The 16,941-nt window shown below is 64.2% G+C and carries 17 protein-coding genes; 16 read left to right on the top strand and 1 reads right to left on the bottom strand.

What is annotated here, in order from left to right; all coding sequences use genetic code 11:
* Positions 1 to 15 precede the first annotated feature (15 nt).
* A complete protein-coding gene (locus AB4Z38_RS24805; protein ID WP_441432186.1) occupies positions 16 to 504 on the bottom strand; it encodes an inorganic diphosphatase in 489 nt (162 codons plus the stop codon).
* Positions 505 to 640: 136 nt separating this feature from the next.
* Between AB4Z38_RS24805 and dacB the strand changes: the two genes are divergently transcribed.
* From dacB to AB4Z38_RS24725, 16 genes are all read left to right on the top strand, one after another.
* Positions 641 to 2,197 (top strand): D-alanyl-D-alanine carboxypeptidase/D-alanyl-D-alanine endopeptidase, encoded by a 1,557-nt coding sequence (gene dacB / locus AB4Z38_RS24800; protein ID WP_441432185.1) that lies wholly within the window; start codon positions 641 to 643, stop codon positions 2,195 to 2,197.
* Positions 2,198 to 2,274: 77 nt separating this feature from the next.
* Positions 2,275 to 3,378 (top strand): zinc-dependent metalloprotease, encoded by a 1,104-nt coding sequence (locus AB4Z38_RS24795; RefSeq protein WP_441432184.1) that lies wholly within the window; start codon positions 2,275 to 2,277, stop codon positions 3,376 to 3,378.
* Between the two features lie 104 nt (positions 3,379 to 3,482).
* On the top strand, positions 3,483 to 4,520 hold the full coding sequence (gene tilS, locus AB4Z38_RS24790; RefSeq protein ID WP_441432183.1) for a tRNA lysidine(34) synthetase TilS: 1,038 nt from the start codon (positions 3,483 to 3,485) through the stop codon (positions 4,518 to 4,520).
* Between the two features lie 31 nt (positions 4,521 to 4,551).
* Positions 4,552 to 5,103, top strand: coding sequence for a hypoxanthine phosphoribosyltransferase (gene hpt / locus AB4Z38_RS24785; RefSeq protein ID WP_059388924.1), 552 nt, complete (start codon positions 4,552 to 4,554; stop codon positions 5,101 to 5,103).
* A 335-nt stretch (positions 5,104 to 5,438) separates the two neighbouring features.
* Positions 5,439 to 5,627, top strand: a complete 189-nt coding sequence (locus AB4Z38_RS24780) for a hypothetical protein (protein WP_441432182.1) — start codon at positions 5,439 to 5,441, stop codon at positions 5,625 to 5,627.
* Between the two features lie 238 nt (positions 5,628 to 5,865).
* Positions 5,866 to 7,935, top strand: a complete 2,070-nt coding sequence (ftsH, locus tag AB4Z38_RS24775; RefSeq protein WP_441432187.1) for an ATP-dependent zinc metalloprotease FtsH — start codon at positions 5,866 to 5,868, stop codon at positions 7,933 to 7,935.
* Between the two features lie 10 nt (positions 7,936 to 7,945).
* The gene (folE, locus tag AB4Z38_RS24770; RefSeq protein WP_441432181.1) at positions 7,946 to 8,614 is read left to right on the top strand and encodes a GTP cyclohydrolase I FolE; all 669 of its coding nucleotides are present in this window, start codon (positions 7,946 to 7,948) and stop codon (positions 8,612 to 8,614) included.
* Positions 8,615 to 8,622: 8 nt separating this feature from the next.
* Positions 8,623 to 9,528: a dihydropteroate synthase gene (gene folP, locus AB4Z38_RS24765; protein WP_441432180.1), complete on the top strand. Its 906-nt coding sequence runs from the start codon at positions 8,623 to 8,625 to the stop codon at positions 9,526 to 9,528.
* Positions 9,529 to 9,557: 29 nt separating this feature from the next.
* The gene (folB, locus tag AB4Z38_RS24760; protein WP_441432179.1) at positions 9,558 to 9,917 is read left to right on the top strand and encodes a dihydroneopterin aldolase; all 360 of its coding nucleotides are present in this window, start codon (positions 9,558 to 9,560) and stop codon (positions 9,915 to 9,917) included.
* Entirely contained in the window at positions 9,914 to 10,453 is a 540-nt protein-coding gene (folK, locus tag AB4Z38_RS24755) for a 2-amino-4-hydroxy-6-hydroxymethyldihydropteridine diphosphokinase (protein WP_441432178.1), read from the top strand. Before folB ends, folK begins: the two co-directional genes overlap by 4 nt.
* Positions 10,454 to 10,456: 3 nt before the next feature.
* Positions 10,457 to 10,978, top strand: coding sequence for a DUF3180 domain-containing protein (locus AB4Z38_RS24750; protein WP_441432177.1), 522 nt, complete (start codon positions 10,457 to 10,459; stop codon positions 10,976 to 10,978).
* Positions 10,959 to 11,471 carry a PH domain-containing protein gene (locus AB4Z38_RS24745; protein ID WP_441432176.1) on the top strand — a complete coding sequence of 171 codons (513 nt, stop codon included), beginning with the start codon at positions 10,959 to 10,961 and terminating at the stop codon, positions 11,469 to 11,471. Before AB4Z38_RS24750 ends, AB4Z38_RS24745 begins: the two co-directional genes overlap by 20 nt.
* Positions 11,468 to 12,967: a PH domain-containing protein gene (locus AB4Z38_RS24740; RefSeq protein WP_441432175.1), complete on the top strand. Its 1,500-nt coding sequence runs from the start codon at positions 11,468 to 11,470 to the stop codon at positions 12,965 to 12,967. The genes AB4Z38_RS24745 and AB4Z38_RS24740 overlap by 4 nt, the downstream gene beginning before the upstream one ends.
* A complete protein-coding gene (locus AB4Z38_RS24735; RefSeq protein ID WP_441432174.1) occupies positions 12,960 to 13,931 on the top strand; it encodes a Rossmann-like and DUF2520 domain-containing protein in 972 nt (323 codons plus the stop codon). Before AB4Z38_RS24740 ends, AB4Z38_RS24735 begins: the two co-directional genes overlap by 8 nt.
* Positions 13,932 to 13,933: 2 nt before the next feature.
* Complete coding sequence (gene panC, locus AB4Z38_RS24730) at positions 13,934 to 14,836, top strand: pantoate--beta-alanine ligase (protein ID WP_441432173.1); 903 nt, start codon at positions 13,934 to 13,936, stop codon at positions 14,834 to 14,836.
* A 138-nt stretch (positions 14,837 to 14,974) separates the two neighbouring features.
* Positions 14,975 to 16,423: a DHA2 family efflux MFS transporter permease subunit gene (locus tag AB4Z38_RS24725; protein ID WP_441432172.1), complete on the top strand. Its 1,449-nt coding sequence runs from the start codon at positions 14,975 to 14,977 to the stop codon at positions 16,421 to 16,423.
* Positions 16,424 to 16,941: the final 518 nt, after the last annotated feature.

Genomic DNA, 16,941 nt, shown 5'->3' with positions numbered 1-16,941 from the left:
CCGCCGTCGGACGCGTTAGTGGGAGGCCGGAACGTAACGCTTGATGGAAGCTTCCAGCTCGGCTTCGGCGGCCGCGCGGTCGGCCCAGCCTTCAGCCTTGACCCACTTACCCGGCTCAAGGTCCTTGTAACGGGTGAAGAAGTGCTCGATTTCCTTGATCAGGAATTCGCTGACATCGGTGATTTCCTGGATGTGGTCGAAACGCGGGTCGGCCGGAACGCACAGGACCTTGGCGTCTCCGCCGCCGTCGTCGGTCATGTTGAAAACGCCGATGGGGCGGGACTCAACGATGACGCCGGGGTACAGGTCGAAGTCCTGCAGTAGCACCAGTGCGTCCAGCGGGTCGCCGTCCGCGCCAAGGGTGTTCTCGAAGAACCCGTAATGGGTGGGGTACTGCATGGAGGTGAACAGGACGCGGTCCAGGCGGACGCGGCCGGTCTCGTGGTCAACTTCGTACTTGACGCGCGACCCCTTGGGGATCTCGATCGTGACGTCGTGCTTCATGGAATGCTCCTTGACGGTATTGGCATGGGCGCGGCAACAGAGCAGCCGACGCCGCCGACTACTATTGAGGATATAGCGAGAGGCCCAAGTTTCTTGAAACGGTGGGGACATTCAAGACTTTGAGGACTTAGGCTGCATGAAGGGCGTTGACGAGGCGGGGGCTGAAAAGCAGGCTCCGGAACAGCAGGAGACTCCCGTTCTGAGAGCCAGGAGGCCCGCGAAGCCCGGACCCGCGAAACCTGCGTCGAAGGCCGTCATCCGCTTTCTGCCACTGGTTTTGTTGACCTTGGTCATCGCGGCATTGGCCGTGCCAATGGGCCTCGGAGTCGCACCCGGATTCGTCGGTCCAATCTCCTTCGGGACAGCCGGTACGCCCGCACCCAAGGTGCCGGCCTGGCAACAGGTCCCCAAGCAGCTGAGCCGCACCCAGATCGTTGCGCCCTTGGACGCTTCCGCCCCGGTCCCGCTGCCGGCCGATGTCACGAGCCAGCTCAACGCCCTCTTGACGCCCGACGGCGGGGGAGACTTCACCGGCGTCGTTGAGGATGCGTTGACCGGGCTTCCGCTTTACGATCGCGACGGTGCCAAGAACCGGGTGCCGGCGTCCAACATGAAGTTGCTCACTGCAGTCGCGGCGCTGCGGGCGATCGGCCCGGAGACACGCTTCAGCACGCGGGTGCTGGCGGGACCTTCGGCGTCGACCATCATCCTGAGCGCCGGAGGTGACGTCCTGCTCGGCGACGGCCCGTCCCAGCCAAGCGAGGTGCTTGGCCATGCCGGTTTGGAGACGCTCGCAAGCGATGCGGCAAAAGCGCTCCAGGGCCGCGGAGTGAAGGGCCCGGTCACGGTGCAATTGGACGATGGACTATTCACCGGTCCGGCTTTGAATCCGGCGTGGAGCCTCGACGACGTCGCTGCCGGCGAAACTGCGCCGATCTTTCCGATCGCCCTGAACTCGGCCCGGACGAGCCCGGGTGCAACCACCGGTCCGCGTCCGCAAGACGCCGCGCTCACCGCGGCCGAGGCTTTCGCAGGGAAGCTCCAAGCCGCGGGCGCCGCTGACGGGTTCACTGTGGTCCCCGGCGTGGAACGGTCCACCGCTCCGGCCGGAAAGCAGGACGTCCTCGCCAGCGTGGTGTCTGCGACCGTCCGCGAGCAAGTGGACTTGATGCTGGAAACCTCGGACAACTACCTTGCCGAGGTATTCGGCCGGATCGCGGCGCTGTCCGTGGGAAAGCCGGGATCGAACGACGGCGCGACGGCGGCAGTGAGCGCCCAAGTGGCGGAATTGGGGATCGCCGCGGACTCCATGCACTTGGCGGACGTGTCCGGCCTTGCCTTGGGCAACCAGGTGTCGGCACGGCAGTTCGCGGATGTGGTCCGGGCCATCACCTCGGGACCGGACACTCGTCTTCGTGCCGCCCTCGCCGGGTTCCCGGTGGCCGGGCTGACCGGGACGCTTGGCGATCGCTACGGAGACGCGAGCACCTCCCAAGGGGCGGGACTGGTGCGGGCGAAGACCGGCACCTTGAATTCGGTGATCGCTTTGAGCGGCTATGTGGTGGACGCGAACGGCCGTCTCCTGGTCTTTTCCTTTATCGGCAACGGGCTGACGCCGGGCGCAGCGGGGAACAAGGTGGCGCTGGACAGGTCCGCCACGGCACTAGCGTCATGTGGTTGCACTGGTGGTTGACGTTCGTCGCTGCCGGACGTTCGTCGCTGAGCGAACTTAAGGGTGCAGATTCAGACTGTTGTGTTCTGATGGTTCGTATGGAGTCTCAGCAGCAAGCCCAGTCCCTCATTAACTGGGAGCTGGCCGCCTCCACGGCCGCCCGTCTCGCTCCCCCCGGCCCGGTACTGAGTCCGGCCCAGATCGGCAAAGCGGTGGAGAGCCTGCGTTTCAGCGCGGACATCTCGGTACCGCACGTGCATGACATCACCGGTTTGGAAGCCGCACGGGATCTCCGCGATTCCCACGTGCTGGTGGTTGACCGGGCGTCGTGGGCGAAGGCCAATACCCAAAGTTTTGCCGTCATGCTCCAGCCTGCCCTTAAGCAAATGCTGGATTCCCGGCGGGGACCGGCGATGACACCGGCGGCGGCGGCCGCGAGCGGCGCCATCACCGGCAGCCAGCTCGGGGCTGTGCTTGCCTTCTTGTCGAGCAAGGTCCTGGGTCAATACGATCCCTTCGCCGCGCTAGCCCCGGACTCGAAGGCGCCGCCTGCCGGGCGGCTCTTGCTGGTGGCTCCGAACATCATCTCCGTAGAGCGCGAGCTCAACGTTGATCCTGACGATTTCCGGCTCTGGGTCTGCCTTCACGAGCAGACCCACCGGGTGCAGTTCGCGGCGGCACCCTGGCTCCGGACCCACATGCTCGAGGAAATCGAACGCCTCAGCGCCAACCTGTTGGGCAGTGTGGACTCCATTATGGACCGCGCCACGGCTGCCGCCCGGTCCCTGCGCGACCGCTCCACGGGTGCGGTGCCCGGCCGTGGGGCCATTCTGGACCTACTGCAAAACCCCGAGGAAAAGGCCTCCCTTTCGCATCTCACAGCCGTCATGAGTTTGCTGGAAGGCCACGCCAATGTGGTGATGGACGCCGTCGATTCCACCCTCATCCCCTCGGTGAAGACGATCCGGCAACGCTTCAGCGCACGGGGCAAGGACCGCGGAATGATCGAGAAGTTCATCCGCAACATCCTCGGCCTGGATGCCAAGATGCGCCAGTACAGCGACGGTGCCAAGTTCGTCCGTGAAGTGGTTGCGGTGGCTGGCATGGAGGGCCTGAACCGGGTCTGGGAATCGGCCGAAAAATTGCCCACCGAAGCCGAAATCCACGACTCCAAGCTGTGGCTTGAGCGGATGGGGCTGTGACCGCTGGTACCACATCGGGCCCGGGCGCAAGCAGTAGAAACTCAGCAAGCAGCGGACGACGGCGTCCCGGGCGTTTGGCGCCGGTCGTCGGCAAAGCACGGAACATGTTGCAGGACGCGCTGGCCTCCGCAGGCTATCCCGAGCGAATCCTGGTGGCTTGCAGCGGCGGCCCGGACTCATTGGCGCTAGCCTCAGTGGCAGCCTACTTTGGCCGTCGAGGCCATGTGCACGGCCGCCCCGTGAGCGTGGCCGCCGTCGTGGTTGACCACCAGCTGCAGGAAGGCTCGGGCGACGTCGCGGCACGAACGGTATCGATCCTGGAGGGGCTGGGCCTCTCACCCGTCCAGCTGCGGACCGTGGAGGTGGCCGCTACCGGCTCCGGACCCGAGGCGGCAGCCCGGGACGCCCGGCACGCGGCCCTCGACGCGGCTGCCACCGAACTCGATTGTGGAGCGATCCTGCTTGGACACACCCTGGACGACCAGGCCGAACAGGTCCTGCTGGGCCTGGCCCGAGGTTCGGGAACCCGCTCCCTCGCCGGAATGCGGCCGGCCCGTGGCAAGCTGCTTCGTCCCTTCCTGGGCCTTCGCCGCGCGGAAACGCTCGAAATCTGCGAGGTCGAGGAACTCGAAACCTGGCACGATCCCAGTAACGCGGACCCCGCCTTCGCCCGCTCGCGGACCCGGGTTGAGGTGATGCCCCTGCTTGAGGCCAAGCTGGGGCCCGGCGTTGCCGAATCACTCGCCCGCACTGCCGCGATCCTCCAACAGGACGCTGACTTCCTGGAGCAGCTTGCCGCAGAGAGCTATGCGGGCCTCGTGAACCGGACGGACGACGGAGTCTGGCTCCCCGAAGATGCCTTGAGGGAATTGTCCCCCGCGCTGAGGTTCCGGGTGATCGCCAAAGCAGCGGCCGACGTCGGGGGCCAACAGCCCGGCTACGGGCGGCTTCAGGCGGCCGAAGCGTTACTTCGCCGGCAGGGATCGGCCGGTCCCGTGCAGCTTCCCGGAAACGTCAGCGTCTACCGCGTATCCCTGAGCGAATTGGAGCGGGAGGCCTCAGCGGGGGCAACTGCCGTTCCCCGCGAAGGCGGCGGCTGTGGGAAGCTAGTATTCCGGCATCAAAGATCGCCCCAACACTAGCCGCACCCACGCATCAACACAGGAGCCATTGGTGGATTCAAACGACGTCCAGGCAGACCTCAAACACGTTCTCTACACCAAGGAGCAGATCCAGCAACGGATCGCCGAACTTGCTGCACAGATTGACAAGGACTACGAGGGTCGTGAGCTGCTGATCGTCGGCGTGCTCAAGGGCGCTGTCATGGTCATGGCAGACCTCGCGCGTGCGCTGCACAGCCACGTCAGCATGGATTGGATGGCGGTATCTTCGTACGGCTCGGGGACCCAGTCCTCCGGCGTCGTGCGTATCCTCAAGGACCTTGATACCGACCTGATGGGCAAGGATGTCCTGATTGTCGAAGACATTATCGATTCCGGCCTGACTCTCTCCTGGCTCAAGACCAACCTCGAATCGCGAGGCACCGCCTCGGTGGAAATCTGCACGGCTTTCCGCAAGCCTACGGCTGCCAAGGTGGAGATCGACGTCAAGTATGTCGGCTATGACATTCCCAACGAATTCGTCGTCGGCTACGGCCTTGATTACGCCGAGAAATACCGCAACCTGGACTTTGTGGGAACCCTCGCCCCGCACGTTTACGAATAACTCTTTTAGCAGCGAAACCCAGCGGCATTGCCGCGAAATGAAAGCGAGTGAAGTCGGCCGTCCCATTGGGAGGCCGACTTCTCTTTTTAACTCATTCGGGGAAGGCTGTCGATAGTGGGTAATTTGCATGTTAGCGGGGTCCACGGTCACGGTGAACACAGCCACCGCCACCGGGTCGGTCGCGAACCTGAGCTTCGAGCTCGTTGAGCCCACTTCCTTCGGATGCTCCAGCGGCACCACGGGAACTCAATTGGTGCCCGCGGGTTCCGCCCTCGAAGGAGCGCTGAGCGGAGTTACATTCACGCTCAACGCCGGCAGCCCCGTGAGCGATCCCGGTGATGCGATTCCGCCTGGGCATCTTTGCGCTTCTGGGCGTTGGCGCCGTCCTGGCCGGGGCCGCCGCGTCGAGGTTCGCCGGTACCCGTCTGCAGACGAAGGACGGCTCGGGGTGGGTCTCCACCTTGGCTACGGCAAACGCGTCCATGGGACTCGCCGGCACCAACCCGGTATGTACCGTGCAGTAGATGCAACCGTTCGGCGATTGCGTTTGACCCGTAGCGCGGGGATCCTGAAAGAACCATGGATTTCCCCCGGGAGCTTCCGGAATTCCGCGTTCATGTACGCCTAGAGGGAACTTTTGCCCCTCACTGTGCGTGAATCACTCCGAACGGTGTAAAGCTAGAAACTGACGCAGCACCACACGCGCGCAGAAGCTGCGCCGTGCAGCACTACCAGGAGGGACGGGGCGGAGCCCCCGAACAGATGAAAGCTAAGAGTTTCTTCAAGGGCCCGGGCATCTGGATTGTTGTCGTAGTCGGCTTGCTCCTGGTGGCATTTGCAACCCTTGCCCCCGGTGGATCCACCCGTATCGACACCGATAAGGGTCTCGCGATCCTCGCCCAGAGCGGCAAAGTGGACCAGGCCAAAATCTACGATGCCGAGAACCGCGTTGACCTGACGCTGAAAGACAACCTCGTCATCGATGGTCAGGACAAGGGCAAGAACGTCCAGTTCTTCTACGTCACCGCGCGAGCCGGGGATGTCGTCAAGGCCGTCACCAACGCCCAACCATCCGGCGGCTTCACGGACCAGCCTGTCGAGAACAATTGGTTCTCCGGACTGTTCTCGCTCCTCATCCCGGTACTCCTGCTGGGCGTGCTTTTCTGGTTCCTGCTCTCGCGCATGCAAGGCGGCGGTTCCAAGGTGATGCAGTTCGGCAAGTCCAAGGCCAAGTTGGTCAACAAGGACATGCCGCAGGTCACCTTCTCGGATGTCGCCGGAGCCGATGAAGCCGTCGAAGAGCTTCAGGAGATCAAGGAATTCCTTGCGGAACCGGCGAAGTTCCAGGCTGTTGGCGCAAAGATCCCCAAGGGTGTCCTGTTGTATGGGCCTCCGGGCACCGGCAAGACCCTCCTGGCCCGCGCCGTCGCCGGCGAGGCCGGCGTCCCGTTCTTCTCCATCTCCGGCTCGGACTTCGTTGAAATGTTCGTAGGTGTCGGCGCTTCCCGCGTCCGCGACCTCTTCGAACAAGCCAAGGCCAACGCTCCCGCCATCATTTTCGTTGACGAGATCGACGCCGTCGGGCGTCACCGCGGCGCCGGTATTGGCGGTGGCAATGACGAGCGCGAGCAGACCCTCAACCAGCTCCTGGTCGAAATGGACGGCTTCGACGTCAAGACCAACGTCATCCTGATCGCGGCAACCAACCGTCCGGACGTCCTGGATCCTGCCCTGCTCCGTCCTGGCCGCTTCGACCGCCAGATCACTGTTGAAGCACCAGACCTGATTGGTCGCGAACAGATCCTGAACGTCCATGCCAAAGGCAAGCCGATGGCCCACGGCGTCGACCTCAAGGGCGTCGCGAAGAAGACCCCGGGCTACACCGGTGCGGACCTTGCGAACGTGCTCAACGAGGCCGCCCTCCTGACGGCCAGGTCCAATGCCAACCTGATTGACGACCGCGCCCTGGACGAGGCAATCGACCGTGTCATGGCCGGCCCGCAGAAGCGTAGCCGCGTCATGAAGGAAATGGAGCGGAAGATCACCGCCTACCACGAGGGCGGTCACGCCCTGGTCGCGGCAGCATTGCGCAATTCAGCCCCTGTCACGAAGATCACCATCTTGCCCCGGGGCCGTGCGCTCGGCTACACCATGGTTGTCCCGGAGGACGACAAGTACTCGATCACGCGCAACGAACTCCTGGACCAGATGGCCTATGCCATGGGTGGGCGCGTCGCAGAGGAAATCGTCTTCCACGACCCCTCGACGGGCGCCTCGAACGATATCGAAAAGGCCACCGGAACCGCGCGCAAGATGGTCACCCAGTTCGGTATGAGCGAGCGCATCGGCGCCGTGAAGCTTGGCGCAGGCGGCGGCGAGCCGTTCCTGGGCCGGGACATGGCGCAGGAACGCAACTACTCGGACTCGGTGGCGTACATCGTTGACGAGGAAGTGCGCCGCCTGATCGACCAGGCCCATGACGAGGCCTATGCGATCCTGACAGAGAACCGGGACGTCCTGGATCAGTTGGCCCTCGAACTGCTTGAGCGTGAAACGCTGAACCAGGCCGAGATCGCCTACATCTTCCGCGACATCCGCAAGCGTGACTTCCGCGAGGTGTGGCTCTCCAAGGAGTCCCGCCCTGTCCAGACCATCCCGCCGGTGGAATCCCGCGCAGAGAAGGCTGAACGCGAGGCACAGGAAGAGGCCAAGGCAGCGCGTCTCGAAGAGCCTTTGGACGCACAGCCCCCGCACCCGCAGGGAGTCGGGAGCCAGGAGTCATTCACCGGCCAGGGACCTGACGTGGGCACCGACGTTTCGCATCAAGGCTAAGCTTTCTGCTGTGACTCACATCGACGACGACGACTTCAGCGGTGCCGCCAGTGATGACTTCGGCGGCACCTTCGGGGGAAAAACAGGCGGCCACGGCCACGGGCACCACTCATATAAGGTCGACCGGCCACGCATCGAGGCGGCCGTCCGCGAGATCCTCATTGCCGTGGGCGAGGACCCGGACCGTGGCGGACTGGTGGATACGCCAAAGCGCGTCGCCAAGGCCTACGCCGAGGTCTTCGCGGGCCTGCACCAGGATCCCGAGCATGTCCTGTCTACCACGTTCGACCTCGACCATGAGGAACTCGTGCTGGTCAAGGACATCCCGTTCTACTCCACGTGCGAGCACCATTTGGTACCGTTCCACGGCGTCGCGCACGTTGGATACATCCCTTCGCACGACGGGAAAGTGACGGGGCTGAGCAAGCTGGCCCGTCTCGTGGACATTTATGCCCGCCGTCCCCAGGTGCAGGAGCGCCTGACCACCCAGATCGTCGAAGCGCTCGTGACCTACCTCAAGCCCCGGGGCGCGATCGTCGTCGTCGAATGCGAACACATGTGCATGTCCATGCGCGGCATCCGCAAGCCCGGCGCCAAGACAGTCACCAGCGCAGTGCGCGGGCAACTTCATGACCCGGCCACCCGCGCCGAAGCCATGAGCCTCATACTCGGAAGGTAACAAAGACCATGGATTCCCTCGCAGCCGCACCAGGAACGGGCCCGGCTACCAGCCCCCTGCCCATTCTCCGCAAACCCCGTCCAGCCGCCCGCTTCGCGGACCTGCCGGCCGACCGCACGCTTGTCATGGGAATTCTGAACGTCACGCCGGATTCATTCAGCGACGGCGGCAAGCACCCCACGGCGGACACCGCCATCGCCCACGCTTTGCGCATGTTGTACGCCGGAGCGGACATCATCGACGTCGGCGGCGAATCGACCCGTCCGGGCGCCGAACCCGTCTCCCCGGAAGAAGAGCAACGCCGGGTCTTGCCGGTGATCCAGGCACTCGTGAAGGCAGGGGCGCTCATCAGCATCGACACGACGCATGCGTCGACGGCCGCTGCGGCTGTGGAGGCCGGCGCCGCGATCATCAATGACGTGTCCGGGTTGAGCATCGAACCTGAGATGGCCGAACTCGTCGCACGTACCAAGGTGCCCTATGTCCTCACGCATCGCCGGGGCGACGCTGAGACCATGAACAGCCTTGCCGACTACGGCAATGTCGTGGAGGAAGTCATCGAGGAACTCAAGGGCGTCCGGGACAAGCTCTACGCGGCAGGCGTCACAGCGGAGCAAATCATTGTGGACCCCGGCCTGGGTTTCTCCAAGGACGAGGACCAGAACTGGCAACTCCTCAAGTACATCGGCAAGCTGGATGAGCTTGGCCATAAGGTCCTGGTCGGAGCTTCCCGGAAGCGATTCCTCGGAACGCTCCTGACCGTGGCCGGCAAGGCGGCGGCCCCGGAGGAGCGGGACCACGCCACCGCTGCCATCACGGCAATCAGTGCCGCGAACGGCGCCTGGGCTGTGCGCGTCCACGACGTCGGCCCCAGCCTTGACGCGGTCAAGGTTGCTGCGCGCATCCGACACTAAGCTTCGTGAACAGAGGGGGAGGAACCGGCTTGGACAGGATCACACTGACAGGCGTGACCGCCGTCGGGCATCACGGCGTCTTCGACTTCGAGCGCCGGGACGGACAGCCGTTCGTCGTCGACGCGGTGCTGTACACCGATTTCAGCAAGGCCGCCGAAACGGATGACCTGCAGTTCACGGCGCACTACGGTGAAGTGGCCGAGTACATTACGTCCCTCATCACGGGCGAGCCGCTCAACCTGATCGAGGCCCTCGCGGTCCGGATCGCCGAGGGGATTCTGGCGGGCTTCAACGTCGCCGCCGTCGATGTCACGGTCCACAAACCCAAGGCTCCCATCGAAGTTCCCTTCGGTGACGTCACTGTCACTGTCCACAGGGAGCGTGCATGAGCTCCCGTTTCACGAAAGCCATCCTGGCCCTTGGCAGCAACCTGGGCGAGCGGAACGACACCCTGTCCACCGCCGTTGCCGACCTCGTTGACCGCCCGGAAATCCGCCTGCTCGGTGTCTCTCCCGTGGTGCAGACCAAAGCCGTGGGCGGGCCCGTGGGGCAACCGGATTTCCTCAACATGGTGATTGCCATTGAGACCACCCTTGCGCCGCTGGAACTCTTGCGGCACTGCCACGACGTCGAACAAATGCACCACCGGGTCCGCGAGGTCCGCTGGGGCCCCCGCACTTTGGACGTGGACATCATTGTCTATGGCGAACTCACGAGCGACGACGAAACACTGACCCTGCCGCATCCGCGGGCTGCGGAGCGAGCCTTCGTGCTCTATCCATGGGCCCTCCTGGACCCTGCAGCGCGGCTCCACGGTGAGAGCGTCGCCGAGCTGGCCGCCAAAGCCGAGGACTTTCCCGGGCTCCGGCCTTTCGACGGTTTCGACGGATCCGGCAGCGTCGCTGCCGCGGGAGCGGTGGAGTAGTCCATGAAGGCCATGCGTCCGCTCTTGTTGGCGATCATCGCCGTCGTTCTTGCCGCAGTTGGCTGGCTGACCACTGTGCTCACCACGCGCTATAGCATGGCGACGCCGGTGCTTCCTCCTTCCGCGTTGGTGACCATGGGCGTCATTGCCGTGCTCACGTTGATCATGGGCATCCGTGTCCTGCGCTGGCGCAACGGCAAGAAGAAGACCATGCTCAATCCCATCCTGGCGGCGCGAACCCTGATCCTGGCCCAAGCCTGCGCCTATGCGGGCACGGTGCTGCTGGGCTGGCATGTGGGAATCGTGATTGAGCAACTCCGGCTCTGGAGCCTCCGCAGCGACCAAGGCATTTTGTGGCTCGCGCTCATCATGGGCGGAGGCGGTCTCATCATGACCGTCGTGGGGCTCGTGGTGGAACGGTTCTGCCGAATCCCTCCGGAAGACCTGGAAGGCGGCCCCGGCGTCAGGGACTCACGCCATGGCGAGGCCAAGGGCGAAGGCGAATATGCATACCGCGGCGATTGATCCTCCTGGCATCCAGTGGTTGCGCGTTTCGTCGAAATACGTGACGGTACGGCTCGTCGAGTGGGCCATCGGCAACGTGATCACGATCGGCCTGTTCAGCCTGCCCTTGCTCTTCGTGGAACTGGGATGGTGGAAGTGGCCACCGCTATGGCTGGCCGTGGCCGTTCCCGCTGCCTTTCTGCTGCTTGCCCTGTGGCGGCTCGCGTTGATCCCGAGGCAAGTGAGGGCCATCGGCTATGCGGAACGCGACGACGATCTTTTGATCCGCCGCGGCATCTTCTTCCAACGGACCATGGTGGTTCCCTATGGCCGGATGCAGTACGTGGACGTAACAGTTGGACCCGTCGAGCGGCTCATGGGGCTGTGCACCCTCAAACTCCATACCGCCTCGGCTGGAACCAACGCCCACCTTCCCGGACTTCCCGCCGCTGAAGGCGCACGGCTGCGCGAGCAGCTTTCGGCCCGTGGCGAAGCGAGGCTGGCCGGGCTGTGACCCAGGAACAGACCGCGGTCGACGGCGACTGGCACCGCGTCCACCCGGCGTCGCCATTCGTGCGGGGATGGGTGGCGCTTGCGGCGATCATCTATTTCTTCGGCCGCGATAGCTTTGAACGAGCCCTCCAAGGCCGCGGGACCATTGGCGACAACTTCAACGAACGCACGCTTTGGCTCCTGGCCGGTGGCGGCGTCGTGCTGTTGCTGGCTTTGGGGTCTTTCGTCCTCAGCTGGTATTTCACCCGGTACCAGCTCGCCGAAGGCTATGTCAGGGTCAATACCGGCTTCCTGTTCAAACAGCAGCGCCAGGCGCGGCTTGACCGGGTCCAGGCCATCGACATCGTGCAGCCCCTGCTTGCCCGTATTTTCGGGCTCGCGGAGTTGAAGTTCGAGGTGGCCGACGCCGGCCACTCGGCCGTGCGGCTCTCGTACCTCAGGCTCGCGCAGGCCAAACAGCTCCGTGCCACCATCCTAGGCCGGGCCGCCGGTATTGCCGACGGGAGCGAAACGGTCGAGGTGCCCGAGGCACCCGAACAGGTGGTGCTCTACGTGCCGCCTGGAAGGCTTGTCGGTTCGCTGATCTTGAGCGAGCAGAGCATCTTCATTGTGCTCAGCGCCATCGCGTCCGTGCTGGTTTCAGTGCTGACCGAGTCCCGAGCCTTCATCCTCTACTTGATTCCGGCAATCCTCGGCTTGGGTACCGCCTACTGGCGCTCGTTCAACACGGGCTACAACTTCACGGCGGCAATTTCCCCGGACGGCATCCGTCTGCGCTATGGACTCCTGGATACCCGGGCCCAGACCGTGCCTCCCGGCCGCATCCAGGCGCTCAAGGTCACGCAGCCGCCGCTGTGGCGCATTCTCGGCTGGTATCGGATCCACGTGAACGTTGCCGGTTACGGTGAACACCACCGCAGCGAAGGCGAGCACCGGACCTTACTGCTTCCAGTCGGCCGGAAGCCCGAGGTGATGATGATGCTCTCACTCGTCTTGCCCGATCCCGGTACCGCCGACCCCGAGCGCGTGTTCACAGCCGGGTTGACCGGCCTGGATTCCGCCGCCGGCTTTGTCACCACCCCCAGGCGTGCCTGGATTCTTTCCCCGTTGGGTTGGCGACGCAACGGTTTCTTTTCAACGGACACGGCGTTGCTGCTGCGCTCGGGCCGTTTGTGGCGGAAGCTGGTGATGGTCCCGCATCAACGAACCCAGTCCATCGCCGTCCACCAAGGTCCGTTGGCCCGGCTGTTCGGCGTGGCCGACCTCGTGTTGCATACGACGCCAGGGCCGGTGGCGCCCCGGCTCATCCAGGCAGCCACAGAGGAAGCATTCGGCTTGTTCGACCAGCAGGCGGCCCGAGCCCGGAAAGCCCGCAAGCTCCAGAGCAGCGAGCAATGGCTGGCTCAACTTCCGCCCGTGGCGATGCCGGCCCCGGCCCCGCCGACCACGCATGCCATGCAGCGTGCATCAACCCAGGAGGAACCCGACCATGGCTAGGCCAGGACGACTCGGCGTAGGAATCATTGGCGCCGGCAAGGTGGGTGCCGTATTGGGTGCGGCCCTGCGCGGAGCCGAGCACGCCGTCGTCGGGGTTTCCGCAGTGTCGGAGGCGAGCCGGGAGCGGGCGGAGACGCTGCTCCCGGGGGTCCCGATCCTCGAAATCCAGGAGATCGTGGAGCGGTCCGAGTTGGTGCTCCTCGCTGTTCCGGACGATGCGCTCGGCGAACTCGTGGCAGGACTGGCCAAGCTCGGAGCATGGCAGCCCGGACAGCTCGTGGCGCACACTTCCGGCCGCTTCGGCGTCGGAATACTGAAGCCGGTCCGCGCGGCAGGTGCCATTCCGCTCGCCCTCCACCCGGCCATGACGTTCACGGGCATGAGCCTGGACCTGACCAGGCTCCTGGACTGCACCTTCGGGGTCACCGCCGACGCCGCGATGCTGCCCATCGCCCAAGCCCTCGTGGTGGAGATGGGTGCCGAACCCGTGGCCATTGCCGAGGCCGATCGCACTCTCTACCACGCAGCCCTCGCGCACAGCTCGAACCACATGGTCACCCTCGTGGCCCAGTCATCCCAGCTGCTTCGGGACATCGGCGTCGACGCGCCGGAACGAATGCTCGGCCCCTTGCTCCGCGCCACCTTGGAGAACGCCCTGGCCTCAGGCGAGTCCGCGCTGACCGGGCCCGTGGCCCGCGGGGATGTGGGAACCGTCGCCGCCCATGCGGAGGCCCTTAAGGAGCATGCGGAGGCCCTTAAGGAGTACGACGGCGGTGCCGGCGGCGATGTCCTCGCCGCCTACCGGGCCATGGCCCGAGCCACGGCCCGCCGGGCTGTCAATCGCGGACTGCTCAAAGAGGACCAGCTTGGCGACATCAACAACGCCTTGGACGGCTCAGGTACGCCGGACAACGGTGAGGACCGTCCAGGCAACGACGCCGCCGGGACGCAGGAAGGAAACTGAGAATGGCCATCAAACTTGTGACCACCGCGGCGGAACTGCGGACCGAAAGCGCGCGGTTGCTCGCGGAAAAGCGCGGCCGCTCGCAAGGCCTCGTCCCCACGATGGGAGCGCTGCACACCGGGCACGCAGCGCTGGCCCGCGCCGCCGTCGAGCAGAACGACGTCGTCGTGGCGTCCATCTTCGTAAACCCCTTGCAATTCGGCGAAGCCGCGGACCTCGAACGCTACCCGCGCACGCTTGATGCCGATATGGCCCTCCTGGACGCCGAGGGCGTGGATCTCGTATTCGCCCCTTCCGTTGACGAGGTTTACCCCGGCGGGGAGCCGCTGGTCCGGGTGACCTCGGGACCGCTGGGCGGGAAATGGGAGGGCGCCTCGCGTCCCGGCCACTTCGACGGCGCCCTCACGGTAGTCGCCAAACTGCTGCACTACGGCATGCCCGGCGGTCCAGCCGTCGACGGCGGTGCTGCCGCGTACCACGCCTACTTCGGCCAGAAGGATGCCCAGCAATTGGCCCTCGTGAAGAGGATGGTGGCCGATCTCAGCTTTCCGGTGGACATCGTGGCCGTGCCTACCGTGCGCAGTGCGGACGGGCTGGCGCTTTCCAGCCGGAACCGTTTCCTTTCCGAAGAAGAGCGGGAGGCGGCGCTGGTGCTGTCCCGGGCCCTCCACCTTCTCGAGTCCCGCGCCATGGCGAACGAACCGCTCGAGCTGGACTCCGCCGTCGCGCTCGTTGAATCGCAGCCCCTCGTGAAGCTGGACTACTTCGACGTCGTCGATCCCCGCACGCTCGAACCGCTCGCCGAAAACTGCAAGGAAACCCCATTCCGGGGTGAAGGGCTTGCGATCATTGCGGCGAAGGTTGGACCCGTGCGGTTGATCGACAACCTGCCGCTGAGTTCCTGAGCATTCTTAACTTTCGGATGCCCGTACGCAAACGTTTGGATTAAGCTGCTGACGGGAATGCGGTTGAGGTTTAGACTGTTGCAATCTTCACCGGTGCCGAGCGCCGGAAACCATCGCACCCAAAGCTGAGGGATCCTCATGTCTACCGACGTCACATCCGACGCGCACGGCAAACCCGTGCCGGAAACGGGGACGCAGCGAGCCAGCGACAGGATGTCGCGCGAGGCTGTCACCGTCATCGTCACGCTACTTGTGGCCACCTTCGTGGTGATCCTCAATGAGACCATCATGAACGTTGCCTTGCAGCGGCTCATGACGGACCTCAACGTTGACGCACCCACAGTCCAGTGGCTCTCCACTGGGTTCATGCTGACCATGGCCGTGGTCATACCAACCACAGGCTTCATCCTCCAGAGGCTCACCACCCGCGCTGCGTTCCTCCTTGCGATCGGACTCTTCAGCGGCGGCACCCTCCTCGCGGCACTAGCCCCGGGTTTTGGAGTGCTCTTGTTGGCGCGCATCGTCCAAGCGGGCGGCACGGCAATCATGCTCCCGCTGTTGATGACAACCATCTTGACGTTGGTGCCCCTGTCCCGCCGCGGGGCGGTGATGGGCAACGTGACCATTGCGATCTCGGTTGCTCCGGCCTTGGGCCCCACGGTTTCCGGCATCATCCTTGACCACTTCTCGTGGCGATTCATGTTCGTCTTCGTACTCCCGGTGGCCCTGTTGGCCATGGGCATCGGTGCCAAGTTCCTCACAAACGTCGGCGAGCGAGGCAGCGTGAGGCTGGACTTCGTCTCGGTGGTCCTGACCGTTCCTGCCTTCGGCGGGCTGGTCTACGGACTGAGCCAGATCGGCGGCCATGGCGGAGCGACTGCCGTGCCGATCTCTGCGCTGGTGATCGGGGTCTTGTGCATGGTGGCGTTCGTTTTCCGCCAGCTCAAGTTGCAGAAGTCCGACGCGCCCCTGCTGGACCTCAGGGCATTTAACTTCCGCATGTTCACGGTGTCGGTCCTGCTCATGGTGGTAGCCATGATGGCCCTGTTCGGCGGAGTGATCCTGCTGCCGCTCTACCTACAGAACGTCCTCCACCTGCAGCCGATGGAGACCGGACTGGCGCTCCTTCCGGGCGGCTTGGCGATGGGCCTACTTGGACCGGTTGTCGGCAGGTTGTTCGACAAGATAGGTCCGCTCCCGTTGACTGTGACAGGTTCCATCCTGCTCGTACTCACGCTGTGGCAGTTCTCGATGCTCACTGCGGATAGCCCCTTGTGGTGGGTGGTGGTCCTTTACGCAGTACTTAGCCTGGGCTTGGCTTTGCTGTTCACGCCGGCGTTCACCACTGGCCTCAACCCGCTCCCGCCCCACCTCTATTCGCATGGCTCGGCCATCATGAGCACGCTGCAGCAGGTGGCGGGAGCCGCAGGGACCGCACTCCTGGTTTCGATCTTCGCCGTGGTGTCGGCCGCGTCGGGCTTCGTCGCCGGGATGCAGGCCGCGTTCCTGACAGCCACTTTGATTGCGGTGGTTGCAGTAGTGCTGTCCACCATGATGCGCAAGACCGAAGGGGCAGCCGGGCACTAGCCCGCTTGTTGTTTGCTTGCGCGGCGCGTTGTTTGTGACGCTGTTTGTGACGCACGGCATGTTTGTGGCTTGCGGCCCGAAAGGCTTTCACTCAGCTGGCGCTGGGCCCGAAATCGCCGTGTTGTAGCGGGTTTTGGAGCGCCGGATGGTGGTGCAGGGGTGATTTGCGCTGGGTCTTGGGGGTGTGTAAAGTAGTTCGAGTCGCCGCCGCTGATGCGGAAAAATTGCGACAGACTCCCTTCCAAATGGAAACCAAATTCTTGGTTCGCTTTCTTGCGTTCCGGTGCGGTTTCCGGGGGTCGCGGATGATGTTTTGTCCGGCGCGGGTCCCGGGTTCGGGAGTTGCGCGGAGAGAGCGCGTCTGGTAACTTTGGAAAGTTGCTCCGGAGCGAGTCTGTGCCTGTTGTGGGTGTGGGTGGTGCCGGGTGTGTCTGTTGTTTGAGAACTCAATAGTGTGCCAAGTTTGTTGATACCGATTTGTTTTTATGAATTGGTTGTTTTGGCTGGTCCTGTGTCAC

Source organism: Arthrobacter sp. 2RAF6 (genome assembly GCF_052115205.1).
Lineage (GTDB): Bacteria > Actinomycetota > Actinomycetes > Actinomycetales > Micrococcaceae > Arthrobacter.
Note: the sequence above shows the minus strand (reverse complement) of the source record. Positions and strands in the feature narration are given on the sequence as shown.

Excerpts from the sequence above, each read along its gene's own strand:
- folP (WP_441432180.1), top strand. The coding sequence starts at position 8,623 with ATGGATTCCCTCGCAGCCGCACCAGGAACGGGCCCGGCTACCAGCCCC.
- AB4Z38_RS24795 (WP_441432184.1), top strand. The coding sequence starts at position 2,275 with ATGGAGTCTCAGCAGCAAGCCCAGTCCCTCATTAACTGGGAGCTGGCC.
- AB4Z38_RS24805 (WP_441432186.1), bottom strand. The coding sequence starts at position 504 with ATGAAGCACGACGTCACGATCGAGATCCCCAAGGGGTCGCGCGTCAAG.
- AB4Z38_RS24750 (WP_441432177.1), top strand. The coding sequence starts at position 10,457 with ATGAAGGCCATGCGTCCGCTCTTGTTGGCGATCATCGCCGTCGTTCTT.
- dacB (WP_441432185.1), top strand. The coding sequence starts at position 641 with ATGAAGGGCGTTGACGAGGCGGGGGCTGAAAAGCAGGCTCCGGAACAG.
- tilS (WP_441432183.1), top strand. The coding sequence starts at position 3,483 with ATGTTGCAGGACGCGCTGGCCTCCGCAGGCTATCCCGAGCGAATCCTG.
- AB4Z38_RS24745 (WP_441432176.1), top strand. The coding sequence starts at position 10,959 with ATGCATACCGCGGCGATTGATCCTCCTGGCATCCAGTGGTTGCGCGTT.
- panC (WP_441432173.1), top strand. The coding sequence starts at position 13,934 with ATGGCCATCAAACTTGTGACCACCGCGGCGGAACTGCGGACCGAAAGC.
- folK (WP_441432178.1), top strand. The coding sequence starts at position 9,914 with ATGAGCTCCCGTTTCACGAAAGCCATCCTGGCCCTTGGCAGCAACCTG.
- AB4Z38_RS24725 (WP_441432172.1), top strand. The coding sequence starts at position 14,975 with ATGTCTACCGACGTCACATCCGACGCGCACGGCAAACCCGTGCCGGAA.
- ftsH (WP_441432187.1), top strand. The coding sequence starts at position 5,866 with ATGAAAGCTAAGAGTTTCTTCAAGGGCCCGGGCATCTGGATTGTTGTC.
- AB4Z38_RS24735 (WP_441432174.1), top strand. The coding sequence starts at position 12,960 with ATGGCTAGGCCAGGACGACTCGGCGTAGGAATCATTGGCGCCGGCAAG.